The sequence below is a fragment of the Micromonospora sp. NPDC048063 genome, assembly GCF_043202855.1.
GTDB lineage: Bacteria > Actinomycetota > Actinomycetes > Mycobacteriales > Micromonosporaceae > Micromonospora.
Genome location: NZ_JBIDBG010000007.1, coordinates 1 through 22,772, shown reverse-complemented (window position 1 = coordinate 22,772; position 22,772 = coordinate 1). Strand labels below are relative to the sequence as shown.

Annotated in this window: 1 pseudogene (running past one end of the window); it reads left to right on the top strand. The window is 68.9% G+C overall.

Going from position 1 to position 22,772, the window contains the following annotated elements:
• Nucleotides 1-22,772: pseudogene (locus ACGFZ2_RS18620) on the top strand (hypothetical protein) (its annotated part extends 5,648 nt beyond the left edge of the window); the annotation flags it as partial.

Sequence of the window (22,772 nt, the reverse complement as noted above, 5' to 3'; positions counted from 1 at the left end):
CCCGGCCGCCGCGCACGCCTGGCGGGTGCCGCTGCGTCCGGCACCGCCTCGGCAGCCGGGGCCGCTGGGCCTGCGACCGGCTGCCGCCGGTGGGTTCGAGGTGTACCGGGGTTGGAGGGTCCGGGAGCACCGGGGGGTCGTCCTGTTCGCGCAGAACGGCACCAGCCCGGACACGCTGTCCCCCGATGCCCTGGCGGCCCCCGCGACCGGGGTGGCCGTGGTTGTCCAGTCCCGGGGTGGTCCCATCCCGCGCGAGGTGGCCGACGCGGCCGCCCGGCTGCTGTCCGGTGTTCCCGAGGCCGACCGGGATGTGCGGGTCTTCGGCAACGAGGCCAGCGCCGGACCGGCCGCACCCGATCCCGACGGGTCGTCTGCGCAGGCCCCGGCGCGGCCGGCCAACCCGGACCGGCGGGCGCTCGCACTGGGCGATCCCAAGGCGGCGTTGCCGGACCTGGACCGCATCGAGCAGGGGCTGCGCGCGGAGGCGACCCGGCGGGGCGTCACCGTGGGGGACAACGAATGGGAACAGTTGCATGAGCGGCTGCTCAACAACTACCCGCAGGTGGTCTCCGAAGACGGGTACGTGTTCACGCTGGGTGGCATGGAGGTGCGGGCCCGCCTGCGGCCGGAGGACCCGCAGTTGGTGTCGAACCCGGCGGGTTCGTTCGACACGGAGGCGTCCGGGCCGTCGCTGGACGACACCGAGGGCCTGACGAGTGAGAACGGCCGTTTCCACGCCAACCAGTTCACCCAGGGTGTTTTCCAGACCGGTGCGCACAGCCAGTCGGACGGGACCCCGACGCGGGCGGTGCGGTTGCGGGGTGACTTCAACGTCGACGTGCCGCTCGGCCCGACGACCCACTGGGGGCCCCGCTTCAACGCCACCCTCAACAAGGTGGACCAGAAGTCCGCCTACCTGATCGACGCGGAGAAGGGTCGGGTGTCCGACACCCGCGCGAATTCGACGTTCTACTCGTACAAGCCGGGGTGGTTGATCGAGGCGCGCGGCGACGAACAGCCGTGGCAGGCGGTGGAGGTGCCGGAGCCGCCGGACGGGCAGGAACCGGCCCGGCTGGTGGTGGCGATCCCCGATCACCTGCTGGAGAACGCCGGCGAGCAGGTGGTCGCCGACCTGCCCGAGCACCTGCGGGACAACCTGACGCGGGTCCCGGAGCTCTTCTCCGCCAGCAACATCACCGGCCTGAACGAGCTGTACGACCTCGTCATCGACCGGCTGCGCGCCGACGGCTTCGACATGTCCATCGAAAGTCCGATGCGCAACGAGTTGCAGCGCAAGCTGTGGAACCTGGAGACCCACTTCGACGAGGCGGTGAACAACCGGCGGACGCCGGAGACGGACGGCGACGCCGGCGCGCTGACCCGGGGCTACGCGTTCACGTTGCACGACGACGGGCACGCGGCGGCCAGCATCCGGGTCTACGGCCGTCGTCTCGGCGGCTCCGTGCAGGTGGGCCTCGGCGGCGGCTCCACGCGGGTGGGCGCCAGCAGCGACAAGGCCCACATCGAGCAGGTGCGTACCGGCATCGTGGGGCAGGGCGGCGAGTTCACCCTCCAGCAGTCCGCCGGGCTGTCCCTCGGTGGCGCGGTAGACCTGCCCTTGGCCAGGCGTCTCGACGATCCACGGGCGTACAAGGAGAACGCCAAGCTCGGTCTCTCCGCCCGTGCGGGAATGAGCTGGACCAGCAACGACGGTGGTGGCGTCACGGTGGCGTCGCTGAACGTCGTGGTCGGTCGGCGCACCGGTCAGACGGTCGGCCATGAGGTGCCGATCGAGTGGCACGCCGAGGTGGTCACCTCCCGCCGCCCGCGCGAGTGGCCGCATCCGACGCCGGTGGTGAACGGGTCGGCGGTGCTCCGGATGTCCGAGCCGGACGCTTTCGACTACGGGTTCAGCGTCGACGCGGACGCCTTCGCCCCCGATCCCATGCCCGGTCTTGCGGACGGTGACCTGGCGGTGGTGCCGGCAGGCGGACGACCCCGGTCGGTGCCGCACGACCAGTGGCGGCAGCGGTTGCGCAACACCGGCGTGCACCCGGAGGACACCGGCGGTAACGTGCTGCCCCGGCACGTCCTCGAGGGGCGGGGCCTGCTGGGTCAGTCCCTGCCGAGGATCGACAAGCCGGCGGTGCGGCAGCTCCGGGCCGGTCTCATGCGGGTGCTGGCCGACGAGGGTTTCCTTCCGACGGACCCGGACCGGCCGTGGGCGCACGGGGAGCAGAGCCGGCCGGCGACCCCGGATCCCGGTACTCCCCTGGAGGAACGGCCGCTGCTGGGCCGGGTGGTCGACGGGGTGCGGGACGCCTACGACAAGGTCGCCCGCCCCGACACCGACGCCCTGATGGACAACCTGGACCTGCTCAACAAGATGGTGAGCGGCGACGGCCTGGAGTCGCACTTCGACCCGCTCGTCCAGGACGGCGCCGCTGCCGTCGACGACCCGGACGCGCCCGCCCCGAAAGCGGGAATGCCGCTCACCCTGCACAGTTGGCGCAACGGGGTGATGCGTACCGCCACGGTGACCGTCTACGCGATCCCCCGGATCTCCGCGGACGTCGACGCGGACGGCAACTCGGTGCACTTCGAACGGCTCAGCGACGAGGTGAGCACGGTCACCCTCGGGATGTCGCTCGGCATCGCCGGCCAGGGCGCGAGCGGCAACCAGGGCTGGTTGGCGGAGGCCGGGGTGAACACCGCGATGCCGCCGAGCGTCAAGGAGCTCCGGTCCGTCGGACTCCTCGGCGGGTCGGTGAGCCGCAACGTCGGCGCCGCCGAGCGGGTGACCCGGGTGGTCAACCGGCCGGAGCTGAAGGAGACCAGCAGCCGGGTGATGTTCGTCAACCTGCCGTACGACCTGGGCTTCGTGGTCCGGATCAGCGACCGGGCCACCCCGATCGTCTCGCCGGAGCTGATCCGCGCCAACGTGCACGCCGCGCTGCTGAAGTTCAACACCGACCCGGCCACCTTCAGCGAGGTGGCCCCCGGCGACACCGAACCGTCGGTGCTCAACCAGGGCATCGTGTACTTCGTCGACGCGCACGGCCTGCACGCCGCAGCGCAGGACCAGTTGCCGCAGGAGCTGACCCAGGCCGGCCAGCCGATGACCGGGCCGGTGGCCAGTCTGACCAACCACATCACCTTCCAGTCGCGGTTCAAGGAGGCCGTGCTCGGCCAGTACGGCGCGACCACCCTGGTCGAGCCGGGCTTCGTGGCGACCACCAGAGCGGCGCTCTCGGTCAAGGTGTCCGATATCCGGGGGGTGCGGTTCGTCGGAGCCACCCCGGACCAGTACGTCACCGGCCTGATCGAGCTTGAGCTGGCCGAGATCGTCAACGCCGCCCACAAGTCGTCCACGTGGGGGTTCAACCTGCCCAACATCGGCCTCGGCCACGACTTCGGTCCGTGGAAGTTCAGCTTCGGCGAGTCGGCGGGCGTGCGGGTCAGCAAGAACGAGTCGGCGGAGAATAAGCGCGTCGGCGGCCTGGAGATGCTCAAGCTGGCCTTCGGCCGGGGGTACGCCTTCGAGGCGGAATACGACATCAACGTCCGCGCCGGCATCCACAAGCAGGTCGGGTTCGTCGTCAGCCGGGTCAGCGTGCCACCCGGAGCCGACCTGCGGGGCCGCATGATGCAGTTCATCCTGCCCGAGGCGGAGGCCCTGGCGCAGTACGCGGCCGGAAAGCTGCCGATCAGCGATGTGCAGCTGCTCGACGCGATGGGCCGGTGGTCCCGCGGCGAGTTGGTGCTCAGCGGCAACACCGTGGCGGGGCTGCTCAGCCGGTGGCGTGGCGAACTGGCCGACCGCGCCGCCAGCCGCACCGCCGCCGGTCTGCCCGACCTCGGCACGTACCTGATCCAGCACCGGGTCCAGACGTGGGCGCACACGCTCGCCGACCGGCACGTGGACCTGGCCCAGCGCGGCGCGGTGCTCGACCCGCGCCGCCGCGCGCAGTTCACCACCGACTTCGGGATCACCCTGGACCCGAACGTCAACCCGTTCAGCGCGTTGACCATGCCGCCCTACCTGACCCGTACCGGTGACCGGACGCTGGGCCACGCGGGCGTCGACGAGGTGACGCTGTTCACCGGGCCGGCACCGGCCGACGGCGGGCCACGCCCCACCACGACCGTGCTGGACGCCGTCCGGGAGCTGGTGGACGCCGGCCGGCCCGGGCTGCTCGGCGCCAGCCACGACAACTGGCCGGGGGCGGGGACCAGTTGGGGCGTCCTGATGGTCTCGCCCGACGAGTCGGTGGTCGGCGCGCTGCCCGGCGGCCTCGAAACGCTCCAGTCCACGCTCGCCGGCCAACGCGCCAACATCGTGTTCGCCGACATGCTGCACCGCTACAACGGCGTGTCGTTCTACCTGGTCGACCAGCGCAACCCGGTGGCGGCCCGGATGTTCAAGCTGGAAATCTCGGCCACCCTGGGAGACAGTCCCTGGTACACCGACTGGGTTGCCGACTACGGCATCGAGAACTACGGGCACGCCTACCGCGCGACCGCTCGTATCATCGGGCAGGCGCTGGGCTGGAACCTCATGCCGGCCAAGTTCGGCTTCTCGGTCGACGGCGTCCCGGTGTCCACCGCCGGGTCGCTGTCGTTCGCGCCGGGCGGGGGGCGCAGCGTCAAGGGCGCCGCGCAGGTCGTCCGGGAACAGACCGTCTACGACTGGACGGGGCATTACCTGGCCAGGTCCCTCATCGGCCTCACCCTGAAGTTCAGCCGGGTGCACATGCACGGCTGGCAGCCGAGCTACCTGGTGAACCACGTGATGACGGCCCTGAACGACGCGGCGGACTGGGCGTTGCACCAGGCGCCCGCCGGTTTCGCCGACTGGATCACCCTCGCGCCGGTGGAGCCGGTGCTGACCCGTCACTACGAGGGGCGGATCGACTTCAAGGTGCCCCGGGGGCTGGCCGAGGCCACCCCCGTCCCCCGGTCGCCGCAGCTGGACCTGCGCGCGCTGCCGTCGCTGCCCCGCGACGCCTACGTCAACGCCCTGATCGACGAACTCTACCCGGCCGCCCGGCACCTCATGGGCAACGTGCTCGGCTCGCACGCCAACGACCCGGCCTACCGGGGCAGCGTGGCGCTCGACGGCCTGCTGTCCCGGCTCAACGTCGACAACCACCTCTCCGACGGGCTGGGCGACGGCGGATACCTGCTCGGCTCGCACCTGTTCGTCGCCGGCGCGTCCAACAACCGGGTCGCCATGCGGATGTACGTCGAGCCCTACTCGCTGGAGATCATCAGCAGGATCACCACCACCGGCACCGGCCGGTACGCCAAGATCGCGTTCACCACCGCGTTCACCCAGTCGCGCAACCGGTGGCGGCCCAACCTCGACGCGGAGGCGTCCTACGGTTTGCCCCCGTTCGGGACGACGAACGTCGGCGTGCAGGAGGACAAGACGGTCGCCGGCAAGATCACCACCGGCGCGAACCGGACCGCGCCGGCCAGCCACAGCGCCACCTTCGACGACACCAAGCGGCTCGAGAACCACCTCAAGATGCAGGGGGTGACGTACCTGGTCCGGATCCGCGCCCGGGCCCGTTTCGTCGCGGTCCCGCACTGGCACAGCGCCTTCCACCGCGACGCCGGCCTGGCGCCGATCGACCCGGCGCTGTTCGAGGCCGACGACGCCCCCGGCACCGGTTGGATAAGCGGCGACGGGTTCTACGAGATGTTCGCCGGCGAGGTACACGAGCTCCAGCGCGCGCTCTCCGAACGGTACGACTGGAAGGCGAACAACCCGGCCGCCTGGCCCGCACCAGCGGCAGACGCCCCCACGATCGGCCTGGAGGGTCTGCTGCAACGGGCCACCCCGGCGGGTATGGCCGCCGCCCCGGTCGCCGGCCGTGTCATCGACGCCGGCACCTTCGACCCCCAACAGGCGCCCCAGCACGCCGCCCTGCTGATCCGCGACCAGATCGGCAACCACTACGACCCGGTCAGCCCGCTCCGGCTCACCGCCAGCGCCGCCGAGCAGACCCGCCGCCGGTACGAGTTGACCCTGGACTGGGCGGTGGGTCACCTCCAGCGGCTCAACGCCACGCAGCAGGCCACCGCCGGTCTCGCCGAGTTGAAGACCTGGAGGAACCGGGTCGGCAAACTCGCGGTCGGCGCCGCGCCGTCCGCAGCCGACGTGCGGCAGTTCAACGAGCGGATCCCGGAGATCGTCGAGCGGGTGCAGGCGGTGCTGCCGCCGGGCTCCGCGTCGGTCACCCCGCCGGAGGAGGTGGAACTGCTCGCTCAGGACCCGCGCACGGTGGCCCGGGTGGTGGCGTTCGAGCTGAAGACCCACCTCGACCTGACCGTCACCGACGACCAGGGCGCGGCCAGCCGGTACCGGATCGACCCGCAGGGCTGGATCACCGAGCTGCGGGAGGGCCCGGACGGCACGTTCGCCCCGATCACGGCCCCCGAGGTGATCTTCGACCTGGACCGTGACCTGAAGCTGAGGGCCGACGCTGCCGGGATTCGCCTGCGGCGGCAGATCGCCACCTACCACGAGCTGCTGGGGCGCACCCCGGTGCAGATGGACGCCGCCGCGGAGCTGGGCCCGGAGCTGGAGACGCACATCCGGCAGGCACGCGCCGACGCCGACGACCGCGCCCGCGAGTGGATCACCGAGGGCCTGCCCGCCCGATCGGCGAACCCCCTCGCGGGCCACGCTACCCGGCACGACACCGACACCCCGCAGACGCGGGCCGGCCAGGCACGGCGGCTGCTGGCCCCCGCCCTGCCCCCGGGATGGACCACCACCGGGCCACTACCCCAGGCACCGGACACGCTGCGCCCCGGTACCCGACTGTGGATCTCCCGCCCCCAAGGCGCCGCCGCAGCACGTGTCGACGCCGACGGCACCTACCGGCTCTACGACCCGTTCGCCCTCGGGACGGCCGAGCGGACCCTCGACAACCAGCAGTTCCAGGACGTACTCGCCGGGGCGCAGGCCGTCACCCTGGCCGAGCCCGACGCGCTGACGAGCTGGCTGCTCCACGACGGCAACTGGGCGGCGTCCCGGCAGTTCGCGGAAGACAACCTCGCGGCGCTGCGCGCCGACCCGACCGCGGCGCGGTTGACGCAGGACCAGCAGCAGGCCCGGCACACGCCACCCCCGACCCCGCCGACCCAACCCGACACGACCCAACCCGAGACGGCCCCGGCGCCGCCCGGCGATCCGGTCCTCGACCGGCACCAGGCCCTGCTGGACGCGATCCGTGCCGGACAACTGACCGCCGCCTTCGACTACCTCGACGCCGCCGACGCGGCGGCCCGCCACCGCGTGCTCGCCGACGCGGTGGCCGCGGTGGCACCGACCGACCCGACCGGCCCGATCGACCCGGTCGCGCCGGCCGGGCTGCGGGCGCTGGCCGACCTCGTCGACGCCGACCCCCGGGTCACCCAGCCCCGGCCGGAGCGGGAGGCCGTCTCCGACGCGGGCATCCTGCGGGCCGTGGCCGACATCCTCGACCCGGCCGTCGGACCACTGGACACCTTCCGGGCCATCGCCACCGCCGCGTGGACCATCAACCCCCAACAGAACTGGCCGGAAACCCTGCAAGACCTGGTCGACCGGCTGCCCGCGGCAGCCGGCCGCGACGACGTGGCGACGCTACGCGCCGCGCTCCCCGCCGACGAGCGGATGCTGTACCACAACATCAACCTGCTCGACGACCTGGCACCGGACGCCGCCGCCAGGCTGACCGCGTCCGGGACGACCGCGACCGCCCTGGCCCAGGCGTGGCGGAACGTCTCCACTCTCGACGACCTGATCCCGGCGCTGCCCCCACCGGCCGGCGCCTGGGCCGGGACGCCGGACACCCGGCTGTCGGCAGACACCCCACTGCCGCCGGCCCACGTCGTGCACCATTCGATGCCCCCGGCATCCGCCGCCCTCGAGCAGTGGCTCGCCATCGGCAACTGGGACGACTCCCGCACCTTCCTCGACGACCACCGGGCGGACCTGCTCTCCGACCGGGCGCACAGCGAGCTTCAGATCCGCCGGGCGGGACTGCCCCACGGCGTCGACCTCGCCGCCCGGGACGCGCTGCTCACCCTGGCCCGCTACGGCCACCTCGACGACGGGTACCAATACCTGCTCGGCCCCACCCCACCCACCCCGGCCCCGGCCGGGACTCCGGCCCCGGTGCCTGCCCCGGCCCCGGGGGCGCCGACCGGGCGGCAGGAGATGCTGACCAACCTGCTGGCCCGGCCGGATCTGGCCGACCCGGCCGCCGTGTCGGCCCTCGGTAACCTGGCCGCCACCCTCGACGGTCCGGTCGACGCCGTCGACGCGGCGATCCTGCACCTCACCGCCGACACGCTCGCCGGCCTGAACGTTCCCGACACCGCCGTCACCACGCTGGTGCGCGACGCCCGTCAGACCCTCTCCGCGCCGCAGCGGCAACAGTGGGCCGAGACGATCCGCAACCTCGCTGACAACGCCACCGGCACCCGTGGGCCGGCACTGCGCCACCTCGCCGATCGGCTGTTCACCACCGCACCGGATCCGGATCCGGCCCCGGACGCTCCGGATGCCGAGGCTGCCCGGGTGCGGCAGGTGACGCGGGAGCGCCTCCAGCAGGCCACCCAGGAACTCCAGCGCACCGTCGACGACCTCGGCCAGGCGCGCCGGAACGAACGCGACGCGCAGGGCGCCCGGGACGCCGCAGAGGAGTCGCTCGACGCCGCCAGGACCGCCGTCACCGCCGCCGAAGGCGAACGCGCCCGGCTCGAGGAGAACATCGGCGACCTCAACCGTGCGATGCCGGGACTCGAAGCGGAGGTGACGCGACGAGAGGAATTGGAGTCAGCGGCCGGGCAGGCGGTCGACGACCTCGCCACCAGCCAGGACGAGCCACGGCTGGCCGCCGCCCAGGCAGAACTTCTCCAGGCGCAGCGGGAACTGGACACGGCCCGGACGGCGCTGGAGAAAGCCACCAGCGACCTCCGGGACGCCGGACAGAACCTCGACCGGGTCCGCTCGGAGCTGCCGGACCTGCGCCGGCAGGTCGAGACCGCGAGCGAGGAGTTCCGGGCCCGCGACATCTCCGCGCAGGCGCACACCAACACGGTACGGATGCTCGACGAGGCCAGGACGGCCCGCGAGGCCGCCCGGGACGCCGCACAACATCAGGTCGACGCGATGGCGTTGCCGGTCCCACCGACCCCACGCGGCACCCCCGTCATGGACATCGACGCCGCGCTGGCCGACATCGCCCGCTCCGGCCACGGCCGGTCCGCCGTCCAGGAGCTGGACCGCTCGGTACGCGCGCAGCACGGTGGCACGCCCCCGGCGCGCGTGGTGCTGAGCACCGACCCCACCCGGCAGGCCGACAACGCCGCGACCGCCCCGGCGGACGAGACCGCCGTACACGAACTGGACCGGGTACAACTCGCCCGGGACCTCGCCGCGAGCCTGGACACCCCGGTCGAACTGCGGGTCTACGGTGGTAGCACCGCACAGCCGCCGTACCTCGCCTACCCGGGCGGGGAGATGGTGCGGCTGGACGCCACCGGCCGCCCGGAGACCCTCGACGACGCCGTGCGGCGGCTGCCGCAGCGCGTCCAGGACGATCTGGCCCCGCACCGGGGCCGGCCCGATGTGGAATCCCGGCTGGAGATCCTGCACGAGGCGGAGATCGAGTCGCGGCACGACTTCGCCACGGCGGTGGCCGCCCTGGTGGAGAACCTGAACCGGCACCAGGGGTACCTGGCCCACCAGTGGGTCACCCAGGCGACTCCGCCGGTCGACGCCGCCGGCCTGCGGGGGTTGGCCAACGGCCTGGACACCACAGCCTGGCCGGAAACCACCAGCACCCCGCCGGCCGGGTCGGTGGAGACCGGCCGCCCCGACGACGTGGCCGCCGCCTGGTTGGCGTACACCCCGCAGCGGCGTGCCGAGATGATGGCCGACCTGCTGGACGGGGCCCCCGGGCCCGGGTTCACCGTGAGCCGGCCGACCCGCGACCTGCCGGCCGATCCGCCACCGGGCACCCGGGTGCTGGCCGTGGCCGGGTCCACGGTCGCCGCCGGCGTGGTCCTGCCCACCGGGCAACTGCGCTGGTACGAACCCGCCCGCAACCAGATCCACACCGGCAGCATGCAGATGCTCGGCACCTGGGCCAAGGCCCGGGCCGGCGAGGACGCGGGACCGGACGACATCTGGTACATCGTGCCGACACCGAACGGGACCGACAACCCGCGCGACCCGTCGGCCCTCGCGCGCCACGTGGACGTGGCAGCGCGGACCACGTCGACGTCGACCCCGCCGGTCGAGCCAGACCCTTCCGCGGACGTGGCCGGTGCGGTACGCGGTGACGTGTCGTTGCCTGGTGGTGCGGCGGCGTCGTCGCTTGGTGGGGTGCCTGGCAAGCTTGGCGAGCCGGCCGTTGCGGCAACTGGGCCGGCCGTCGCGATGTTCGAGTCCGGGCAGCGGGTCGCCAACTCGGCCGCTGCGGAGCAGGTGCGTCCCGGCAGCAGCGGCGACCTGTGGTGGTGCGTGGCGGCCACGCTCGATGTGTTCCAAACCGAGTACAAACGGCTGGGCAACCGGGCGGTGTTCGACGACCGGATCCTCGGACCGGACGGCCGGCTCGCGCCCAACATGGGCTGGCCGCAACTGATGGAGATCCTCGACACGGTGCCCGAGCCTGTCGGCCCCCACCCGCACGGAGTCGCAGGAGAGGACGTGCTGGCCGCGCTGCGGGCCGTGCCAGGGTCGATGGTCGTGGTCAAGGCCGCGATACCGAACGAGCAGCAGCACGTGTTCGCCCTCTACAGCCAGCCACAGGAATCCGGGCCGCCGAGAATCCAGGTGCGGGACCCCCTGGTGCCCGACGCCGTCAACCGACCCGAACCAGAACAAGATGCGTGGCTACAACACCTGTTCATGTCCAGCACCCTGCTGGCCGCGTTCGACGGGAACGGGCGGCCCACCACCATCACCGACCTGCGCGGCCAGACCGCCGCACACCCGCGGCCGAACACCACGACCGGCACCGACACCAGCGCCATCCTGCTCGCCTCCACCAGCACGCCACGCGGCCCGTCCAAGGCGATGCAGGCAGCGGGCGCCACGTCTCCCGAGCCGCCCGGCTTTCCCCGGCAGCCGTCCGATCCAACGGAAAACAACGGCTCGTCTGGTCCTGGCCCGGCGTCTAGTGCCCAGGCATCCGTAGCGGACCCGGATCTGGAAACGGAACTGGCTGAAATGGGTGTGTTTCGAATGAATACACCGACGCTCGATGAGAGATGGGAGCCGGAGTGGGGTGCCGACTCGGTCGAGTCGGATCTGCTGGCAGGGTTGGATTCACCGACGTTCGACATGGACTGGGAGTCGGAGGGGGGTGCCGACCCGGTCGAGTCGGATCTGCTGGCAGGGTTGGATTCACCGCCGTTCGACATGGACTGGGAGCTGGAGGGGGGTGCCGACCCGGTCGAGTCGGATCTGCTGGCGGGGGAGGATCCACCGCCGTTCGACATGGACTGGGAGCCGGAGTGGGGTGCCGACCCGGTCGAGTCGGATCTGCTGGCGGGGTGGGACCAGGTGGAACCGGAGCGTGATCTCGGGCCCCTGCCGGAGAACCCCGGACCAACCGAGCCGGACCCGGGGTCGGGTGGGGCGCCGGCGGTCGGTGGGTCCAGCGGCGCCCGGCAGGGCTGGAAGCAGACCGTGGCTTCGGCGGTCGCGCAGTTGTCGGCCGTGGAACGCCGTGGTGGGGTGGATGGGACCCGCGATGATGCGGCGGAGTTCGTGCGGTGGACGAGCGAGGTGCTCGGGGTCGATCTCACGGAGCGCACGCCGAAGTCGAGCGGCTTCTACAACGCGGTGGTGCGTCGCTTCGGGAGGGAGTTGGAGGACGCGGGGGTCGAGCGCAGCAGTGCTGGACTGCGCGCGTGGGTGGCCCGCCAGTTGGCCGCTGACCTTCGCCTGGGTGAGGCGTCGGAGTTCCGGAAGTTGCTTCCGTATCCGGAGGTCATGTCCGAGCAGCGACGGAAGGACCTGCACCGGCAATGGCTTAACAAGATCACGCACAACCTGAACGGCGATTACGACATTGCGCATGTGGTTCCTTACATCATCGCTTCGTTGCCCCTGTCGATGCGGATCCACCATCCGTTCGGTCCCCCGGACGATATCGGCCGGGAGCCCGGTGCTGGTGCCATCCGGCATCCGTTCGTCTTCTACAATGGGGCCGCCTACCTCGGCCAGCTACCTGACCCAGCCGATGCCGCACTCGCTGGCCGCCTCGCTGAGGGTCCCGAGCGGACGTCAATATCGGACGACGAGCAGCAGCGACTAGATCAACTGTTCGACGAAGCACGCGATCTGCTGCAAGAGAGAATCAAGGCGGCGGAGGAGAACCCCCATCCGACCAACGCCGAGCACTGGCCCATCCTGCGGGAATTCTTCCAGCGCAGGCTCGCGGTCATCCGTAAACAACCCGACTTCCCCTACCGCAAAAAGGCCCGGGAACTCGTCGAACACCGCCGATACCTCGACAGTCTCGGTGTGGATAGCCTCTGGGAGAAAGAGAAGCCGGACCTCCGTGGACAGTTTACGCTCGACCTCTTCGCCGTTCGAGGGCGGTCCGGGCGGAGCTCGCAGTTGCGCGTGGGGCTGGGCGGCATCGAGAGGGTTCTCCTCAATGTCGGCCGACTGGCCATGCGCGGCGATAGGGTTGCTTTTCATTTCGGGACACTCGGCGAAGACCACATCGGTGTTGCGGAATTCCGGTATACCGACGCGACTGACGGCACCGACAGGATCATCTACCGAAGAAGCGAACACAAGCTCGACGAACGTGACCTGGTCGAGTTGAGGAGGAAGGCAGCCGGCCGCGTGTGGGACCTTCACCACCCACCGCTGTCGAGCGACTACTATCAGGTCACGTTGCCTGTCCGTTCGCGCGGGCCGCGTGCAGCCAAGAGGGTGGCCGGCCTTTTCGGCGACCCCAAGGCCAAAAAGGGCGACAGATTGCTCACGGTCCCGCAGGTCCCGGTGGTCGGCGGACTTCCGCCTGTCCTCCCTGCCGAGCTGGACGCTCGTCTCCTGCTCGGGTATGCCAGGGACGGTGGCCGACCCACTGCGGTTCTGGTAGCGCAGGACGAGAAGAACGTCAGAGGACGGCTCCTCTACCTGGAAGCGCGCAAGCCCGCCCTCGTCGTGGACGACATCAAGCGGCGGCGCAAGGAGGCGTTGTGGGAACCGGCGGCCCGGTGGGATCTTTCCGAGGAGATGTCTTTCGATGTCGTGTTGCAGGAGGGGACGTGGACGCCCGGTCCGCTGTCTATTGCGGTCGGCGGTGCTGATCCGGCCAAGACGTTGGACGGGGCGGAGGTGGATCTCTCCCCGGGGACGTTGGTCACCCTGTGGGTGGGGAAGTGGCAGGACCCGGGGTCGGTCGGAGCGGATGTCGCCGGCACCATTCCCGCCGTGGTCAAGGCGCCGTTGGTCGACAAGTCCGGGTCCGGACACGTCTACCGGCTTGTCGACACGGGTGTGGACAACAAGGGCTTCGACGACCTGAAACGCAAGATCACCGCGGCCCTGGCGGTCTCGGGGCAGGCGGGGGTGCTGACAGGCCCGGGGTCGGGTGGGGCGCCGGCGGTCGGTGGGTCCGGCGGTGCCCGGCAGGCGGGGGTGCGGACAGGCCCGGGGTCGGGTGGGGCGCCGGCGGTCGGTGGGTCCGGCGGTGTAGCGCCGGGCTCGTCGCGGACAGTGGAATCGGCGTTCAGACGGTTGTCGGCCGTGGGCAAACGCGACGAGCAGAATTTCGTGCGGTGGACGAGCGAGGTGCTCGGGGTCGATCTCACGGAGCGCACGCCGAGGTCGAGCGGCTTCTACAACGCGGTGGTGCGTCGCTTCGGGAGGGAGTTGAAGGACGCGGGGGTCGAGCGCAGCAGTGCTGGACTGCGCGCGTGGGTGGCCCGGCAGTTGGCCGCTGACCTTCGCCTGGGTGAGGCGTCGGAGTTCCGGAAGTTGCTTCCGTATCCGGAGGTCATGTCCGAGCAGCGACGGGAGGACCTGCACCGGCAATGGCTTAACAAGATCGCGAACGACCTGAACGGCGATTACGACATTGCGCATGTGGTTCCTTACATCATCGCTTCGTTGCCCCTGTCGATGCGGATCCACCATCCGTTCGGTCCCCCGGACGATATCGGCCGGGAGCCCGGTGCTGGTGCCATCCGGTATCCGTTCGTCTTCTACAATGGGGCCGCCTACCTCGGCCAGCTACCTGACCCAGCCGATGCCGCACTCGCTGGCCGCCTCGCTGAGGGTCCCGAGCGGACGTCAATATCGGACGACGAGCAGCAGCGACTAGATCAACTGTTCGACGAAGCACGCGATCTGCTGCAAGAGAGAATCAAGGCGGCGGAGGAGAACCCCCATCCGACCAACGCCGAGCACTGGCCCATCCTGCGGGAATTCTTCCAGCGCAGGCTCGCGGTCATCCGTAAACAACCCGACTTCCCCTACCGCAAAAAGGCCCGGGAACTCGTCGAACACCGCCGATACCTCGACAGTCTCGGTGTGGATAGCCTCTGGGAGAAAGAGAAGCCGGACCTCCGTGGACAGTTTACGCTCGACCTCTTCGCCGTTCAAGGGCAGTCCCGGCGGAGCTCGCAGTTGCGCGTGGGGCTGGGCGGCAGCTTGACGGTTCTCCTCAATGTCGACCGACTGGCCATGCGCGGCGATAGGGTTGCTTTTCATTTCGGGACACTCGGCGAAGACCACATCGGTGTTGCGGAATTCCGGTATACCGACGCGACTGACGGCACCGACAGGATCATCTACCGAAGAAGCGAACACAAGCTCGACGAACGTGACCTGGTCGAGTTGAGGAGGAAGGCAGCCGGCCGGGTGTGGGACCTTCACCACCCACCGCTGTCGAGCGACTACTACCAGGTCGCGTTGCCTGTCCGTGTAGGCGGGAGGGTGGCCGGCGTTTTCGGCGACCCCGAGGCCAGCGACAGATTGCTCACGGTCCCGCAGGTCCCGGTGGTCGGCGGACTTCCGCCTGTCCTCCCTATCGAGCTGGACGGTCGTCTCCTGCTCGGGTATGCCAGGGACGATGGCCGACCCACTGCGGTTCTGGTAGCGCAGGCCGAGAAGAACGTCAGAGGACGGCCCCTCTACCTGGAAGCGCGCAAGCCCGCCCTCGTCGTGGACGACATCAAGCGGCGGCGCAAGGAGGCGTTGTGGGAACCGGCGGCCCGGTGGGATCTTTCCGAGGAGATGTCTTTCGATGTCGTGTTGCAGGAGGGGACGTGGACGCCCGGTCCGCTGTCTATTGCGGTCGGCGGTGCTGATCCGGCCAAGACGTTGGACGGGGCGGAGGTGGATCTCTCCCCGGGGACGTTGGTCACCCTGTGGGTGGGGAAGTGGCAGGACCCGGGGTCGGTCGGAGCGGATGTCGCCGGCACCATTCCCGCCGTGGTCAAGGCGCCGTTGGTCGACAAGTCCGGGTCCGGACACGTCTACCGGCTTGTCGACACGGGTGTGGACAACAAGGGCTTCGACAACCTGAAACGCAAGATCACCGAGGCCCTGGCGGTCTCGGGGCAGGCGGGGGTGCTGACAGGCCCGGGGTCGGGTGGGGCGCCGGCGGTCGGTGGGTCCGGCGGTGTAGCGCCGGACTCGTCGCGGACAGTGGCCTCGGCGATCAGACAGTTGTCGGCCGTGGGCAAACGCGACGAGCAGAATTTCGTGCGGTGGACGAGCGAGGTGCTCGGAATCGATCTCGCGGGGGTCGGACCGAAGTCAGACTTCTACTCGGTGTTGCGCACCTTCAGCCAGCAGTTGGCGGACTTGAAGCTCGACCGCATCCCGAACGGACTGCGCGGGTGGGCGGCCAGCAGCCTGGCCGCCGAGCTCCGCCTGGGTGACGCGTCGGAGTTCAGGGAGTTGTTTCCGTATCCGGAGGTCATGTCCGAGCAGCGGCGAGAGGACCTGCACCGGAACTGGATCGACAAGGTCGCGAACCACCAGAACGGCGATTACGACGTCGCGCCTGTGGTTGTCCGTATCCTGGCCCGGCAGTTGCCCCAGCTGCGCATCTACCAACCGTTCGGCGCCCCGGACGGCATCGGCCCGGAGTCCGATGCTGGTGCCATCCGGTATCCGTTCGTCCTCTACGATGGCGCCTTCTACCTCGGCCAGCTACCTGACCCAGCCGATGCCGCACTCGCTGGCCGCCTCGCCGAGGGCCCCGAGCGGACGTCAATATCGGACGACGAGAAGCAGCGACTGGATGGACTGTTCGACCAGGCACTCGGTCTGCTGCAGGCGCAAATCAACGAGGCGGAACAGGACCCTCGTCCGGCCAGCAGACACTGGCCCGCCCTGCGGGAAGCGTTCCAGCGTAAGCTCGCGGTCATCCGTCAACGCCCCGAATCGCCCCAACGCCAGGCCGACATCCTGACAGAACACCGCCGGTACCTCTATCACATCCGCCGGACCAGCGGCTGGAAAGACGAGAGCCGAAGGCCTCAAACGGGTTGGTTCACCCATTACGTCACCGTCCGGGTCCAAGGTAACCAGAATGCACAGTTGATGATGGAGGTGGGCGGCAAGGTTCTGCGTATCAGCTCGCTCCACTCCATCTCCATCCTGGGCGACACGATCCCTGTCGATTTCTGGATGGACGGCGAAGATGTCGTCGCTGAGGCCAGAGTCCCGTACACCGCGCCCGACGGAACCGAAACCTTCATGTACCAGGAGTTCGCCACCAGACTCACGGCGGCGGATCTGACCAGGCTGATGGAAAGGGCGGCGGAGGCCCGGCGGTCGAAAGTTGAGTCGGCGATCGGGCAGTTGTCGGCCGGGGAAACCCGCAGCGAGTTGGCGGCATTCGAGCAGTGGGCGCATTCGGTTTTCCACATCGATCGCGCGGAGGGCGACGCGGGGCCGCTCGACGTCTTCTACGGGACGGTGTTGAAAACCCATGGAGAGCTGTTGGCGCAGGCGGGCGTCACCACCGTGGCTGAACTGGGCGTGCTGGTGGCCCGCCACCTGGACGCCGACCTCCGCCGGGGCGAGCAGTCGATGTTCAGAGCATTTCTCCCTTATCCGGAGAATCCGGAGAACATGTCCGAGCAGCGACGGGAGACCCTGCACCGGCACCTGCTCAACAAACTCGTACACCGCCAGCCCGGCTATCCCGACGTTGTGCATGTGGTTCCCCACATCGTGGCCTGGGGGTTGGGTCTGCCGATGGAGGCCCACCACCCGTTCGGTGCCCCGCACGTCATCGGTCCGCCGTCCGATGACGGCGCCAAACCGCAACCAGTCGTCTTCTTGAACGGCGCCTACCACCTCGGCCAGCCTCGTGACCCACACGATGCCCGCATCGTCGAGGGTTTCCCGTCACCGACGGCCCTCACCGAACTGCGCCGACTGGATGCCGTGTTCGACGAGGCGCTCGATGTGCTGAAAGCCGAAGTCGACGCGGCGGAACAGAACACGACGAACCGCCACTGGTCGCTTCTGCGGGACACATTCGATCGGAACCTCGCGGCCGTCCGTCAACGCCCCAGCTCCCTTCGCCGGCACATCGAGGTGCTCGAAGAGCACCGCCGATACGTCGACGCCCTCCGCGAGGACAGCAAGTGGGAAGACGAGAACCGTTGGAACCTGCAAGACCCATTCACCGTCCCCGTCCCCGTCGAGGACATCGGGGGTCGCCCATATCTTCAGTTCCGGGTCGGCGACAACGACGTGTTCCTCGAATATGTCGGTCGGGTCGCCGTCGCGGGCGACAGGGTCGCTGTCGTTGTCGGAAAGGTTGATGGCGAAGGTCTCAGTATCGCTATCGCCAGAATCCCGTACACCGCGCCCGACGGCACCGAGAGGTTCGTCTACCAGGAGTTCGCCCGCAGGTTCACCGACAGCGAGCTGGCCGAACTGCGGAGCATGGCAGCCGGCCCGGTGTGGGAGACCGCCGATCGGTGGAAGTTCGGCAATCTCTACCACATCACGGTGCCGGTGAGCGAAAGCGGAGTATTTAATAACATCACCTTCGGCGGCCAGAGAGTCACGATTCCACCGGTCGAGGTGGCTGACGGGCTTCCGCCGGTCATCGCCGCGGAGTTGAAGGAGGGGCGTTTCCGGCTCGGGTACGGGATGGATGGTCAACCCCTGGCGGTCCTGGAAGCACCGGCCGGAAGGAACGGCACGGGAGCGCCCCTGTACCTGGAGTTGTCCTCGCCGCCGCCCACCGCTTACGACATCGAGTGGCTGCGCACGCTGGCGCTGTGGGAATCAATCGAGCCGCCGCCGCTTGTCGACGAAGTGTCCATCGATCTCGTGATGCAGGAGGACAAGCGGACGCCCCACCCGCTGCCGCTCGCGCTGGGTGGGGACAACTCGGGCAGGACGTTGGACGGGCGGGAGGTGGATCTCTCCCCTGGGACGGAGGTCGCCCTGCGGGTCGGCCGATTCTTCCGGCTGGAGGAGCCGAACGTCGTCACGAGTGTCTTCGCCGCGGTCAAGGCGCCGTTGGCCGACCGGTCCGGATACGCCCACCGGCTCATCGACACGAACATGTCGAACGAGTGGTTCGACGAGTTCAAGAAGCAGCGGGAGATGACCGACAGCGGCAAACGGCGAGCCGGGCCGGAAGGAACGGCGGGGCCGGTCGAGAAGCGCCCGCGCACCGGGGACGGGGTGCCTGGCAGCAGCGGCGACCCGTGGTGGTGCGTGGCGGCCACGCTCGATGTGTTCCAAACCGAGTACAAACGGCTGGGCAACCGGGCGGTGTTCGACGACCGGATCCTCGGACCGGACGGGCGGCTCGCGCCCAACATGGGCTGGCCGCAACTGATGGAGATCCTCGACACGGTGCCCGAGCCTGTCGGCCCCCACCCGCACGGAGTAGCAGGAGAGGACGTGCTGGCCGCGCTGCGGGCCGTGCCAGGGTCGATGGTCGTGGTCAAGGCCGCGATACCGAACGAGCAGCAGCACGTGTTCGCCCTCTACAGCCAGCCACAGGAATCCGGGCCGCCGAGAATCCAGGTGCGGGACCCCCTGGTGCCCGACGCCGTCAACCGACCCGAACCAGAACAAGATGCGTGGCTACAACACCTGTTCATGTCCAGCACCCTGCTGGCCGCGTTCGACGGGAACGGGCGACCCACCACCATCACCGACCTGCGCGGCCAGACCGCCGCACACCCGCGGCCGAACACCACGACCAGCACCGACACCAGCGCCATCCTGCTCGCCTCCACCAGCACGCCACGCGGCCCGTCCAAGGCGATGCAGGCAGCGGGCGCCACGACACCAAAGGATCTCTCGGATGGGCTGCAGCCGCAGACCGGCGGAGCGGGCGGGTCCCTGGGCTCGCCGGCAGCGCCGACACCGGCGGCCGGCCCGGGATGGTCGCCGTCGGGCGGGCAGAAGCCGGACTGGGAAGAGGAAGTGGAAGCGGCCGTCCGATACTTGACGGTCGCTGGAACCGCTGCCGAGGCGGCGTTTGGCGAGTGGGCGCGCGAGGTGTTCGAATTCGATCCCGCGAAGGTCGATCTCAGGTCGAACTACGCCTTCAACGAGTCGGTGTTGAACACCTACCGGGAAGAGTTGGGGAAGAAAGGCATAACCACCCCGACTGGATTGCGCGGATGGTTGTCCCGCCAAATGGCCGAGGAACTCGCCCTGGGCGGATCGTCGAGGTTCAGGGAGCTTCTTCCGTATCCGTATCCGGATCCGGAGAATATGTCCGAGCAGCGACGAGATGCCCTGCACCGGATCTGGCTCGACAAGATCGCAAACGCCCGATCTGCGGATTTGGAAGTCGCGCCTGTGGCTCTCCATCTCCTGGCCAAGGGGTTGGACCAGCCGATGCGGATCCACCATCCGTTCGGCGACCCGTACGACGACATCGGTCCGTCGTCCGATGACGGTGCCATCCCACACTCGGTCGTGTGGTGGAACGGTGGTTACATCATCCTTAAACCTCGTGACCCAAACGATGCCGACATCGCCGCCCGCATCGCCAGTGGCTACCAGCGGAATTCGATATCCGACCCCGAACAGCAGCGACGGGACAGACTTTTCAACGAGGCGCTCGGTCTACTGAAAACCGAAATCGCCACGGCGGAAGGGAATTTTACCAAGCGCCACCGGTCCCTCCTGAAATACGTATTTGACCGCGAGCTCGCGGCCATTGGCCAACGCCCCACCTCCCCTCGCCGTCAAGCCGAAGAACTTGCAGCACACCGTCGGTACCTCAACGCCCTCGGCAACGGCGGCGACTGGGAAGGTGACTACCGATGGAAACTCAATGACCCGTTCACCCTCCGTATCCCCGCCTACGTTCACGCCGGCAGCGACGCGTACTCGGCATTGCGCACCCGGTTGGGCGGCAAGGACGTGGAACTCACTCGTGTTGACCACATGATCCTCTCGGGCGATATGGTCGATATCGACTTCGGGTCGGTCGACGGGGTGGGTGTCGGTATTGTCAAAATCCCGTACATGGCCAACGGCGCCAAGAAGTTTGCCTACCTAGAGATCGACCGCAAATTTACTGACAGCGAGCTGGCCGAACTGAGAGACAAGGCACCCGGCCAGGCGTGGCAACTCGACGAGCCGCCGGTCGGCCTCTTCTATCACATCGCGGCGGGCTTAGTGCCCAAGAACGGCCAATTGAGCCGCAGCTTCGGCAAGGGTTCCGAAGGCGAAAAACTCCAGAGAGCCCATATTCCAGCCGTCAAGGTGGCCGACGGAAGTCCATTTGTCATCCCTCAGAACATGAAGGAGGTTATTCTCCGACTCGGGTATGGCTGGGATGGTCAACCCCTCGCGGTCGTGGTAATGCCGGCAGAGAAGAGCGGGGCCGGACAGGACCTGTATCTGCAACTGCTCAAGCCTGCCCCCACCATCGACGACATCGAGTGGCTGCGCAAAGCGTCGCTGTGGGAACGCGAGAATTGGTGGAACATTTCCCGGGTGAGATATTTCGATGACGAAATGGACTCGCAAAGGCGATTGCCCAATCCTCTGCGTCTTACTATCGGCAGAAACTCGGCAAAGACGTTAGATGGGCGGGAGGTGAATCTCGCCCCTGGGACGCCGATCACCTTGGGAGTAGGGGAGCGGCTCCGGCCGGTCGGAAAAGATGTCGTCAACGGCTTTGTCGATAGCGTCAAAGAGGTTGTCGTCGTGGTCAAGGCGCCGTTGGTCCCAAGACGGGACGCGCCGGCGTCCGAACCCGAATACGCCTTCCGGCTCTTCACCACGGGCAAGACGGATTACGATGCTTTCATAAAGCAGCTCGAAGACCGGCAGATGAGGCTCGAAGACCGGCAGATGAGGCTCGGCGAGCGCAAAAGGGGAGCCGAGTCGGCAACTGGGCGGGCCGCGCAGCGTCCGCGCATCGAGGATGGGCCGGGCGCCCGGGGTGGGTCGTCTTCTGGGTGGGGAGCGGGTGAGCAGCCGCCTGCCGAGGAGGTGGTGGGCGGCGGTTGGCAGGTGTCGTATCGCAGTCCAAGGGATCTGACGCAAGCGCTTGACCTGGGGGCGGCGCCGCCGGGGATCACTGCACCGGTCGACTCCCCGGACCTGCCGGCAGGGTTGGATCTGCCAGCGCCGTTCGACCTGGCGTCGCCGCCGGAGAACCCCGCGCTGGTCGAGTCTCTGGTCGAACAGGATGATCCGGTAGGCGGCCGGGTCGAACAGCTGGACCCGCTGTCGGAGGTGAGCGGGCCGGCGGGAACTCGGCGGGCCCCGAAGCGTCCGCGCATCGGGGGTGGGTCGTCGTTGCCCGCAGGGGCGGGCGGGGCGGTCCCGGGTTCGAGCGAAACCATGATGGCCGGTGGTTTCGGCGGTGTCGCGCCGGACTTGCGGGAGGTGCCCGGCCAGACGTGGGAATTCGCCCCCCCATCGTTCGCCGAGTCCTACCACATCACGGCGTCCCTGGACCCCAAGTCTAATTCTGGGCAGTTGAACGTAGGGTTCGCCGGCCGTCCGGTCTTCATTTCACCGACCGTGGTGGTCGACGGAAGGTCGTTTGTCTTTCCTGTGGACATCGAGAGGGTTCGTGTCGAGCTCGGGTATGACATCTTGGGTCGACCCGCCGCAGTCGTGGAGCTACCGGCCGAAAATAGCCCTACCGGACGGGCGCTGTACCTGAAACTGGAGCCCGCCCCCACCGCAGGCGACATCGAGTCGCTGCGCAGAAGGGCACTGTGGGTGCCGCAGAATCAGTGGGATCTTTCCGACCCAGCAACGTTCGAAGACACAATACATTCGATCAAACGAATAGACCGAGTGATACCCTACCTGCCCCGACCCCTGAGACTCAGGTTTGGTTCGGAGAACATGACGTTCGGTGGGGGGGAGGTGAATGTCACCCCTGGGACGGATGTCACCTACCGGGTAGGGAAGTGGTCGCGGCAGGTCGGACCGGAATTCGTTACCGGCGTTTTCGTCGTGGTCAAGGCGCCGTTGGTCGACGGAACCGGACACGCCTACAAGATCATCAATACGCGCAAGACGGTGGATCAGTTCGAGGCGCTCATCAAAGATCTCCGAGACCGGCAGGAGAGGCGCAATATGCGCATCCTGCGAGCCGAGTCGGTACCTGAGCCGACCAGGCAGCGTCCGAGCGCCGGGGATGGGCCGGGCGCTGGGGGTGGGTCGTCGTTGCCTGGTGGTGCGGCGGCGTTTGAGTGGGGTCGTGTGGGGGGTGGTTCGTTCTCGGGTGGTGGGAAGGGTGTGTTGCCGTCGGGGTGGGCGG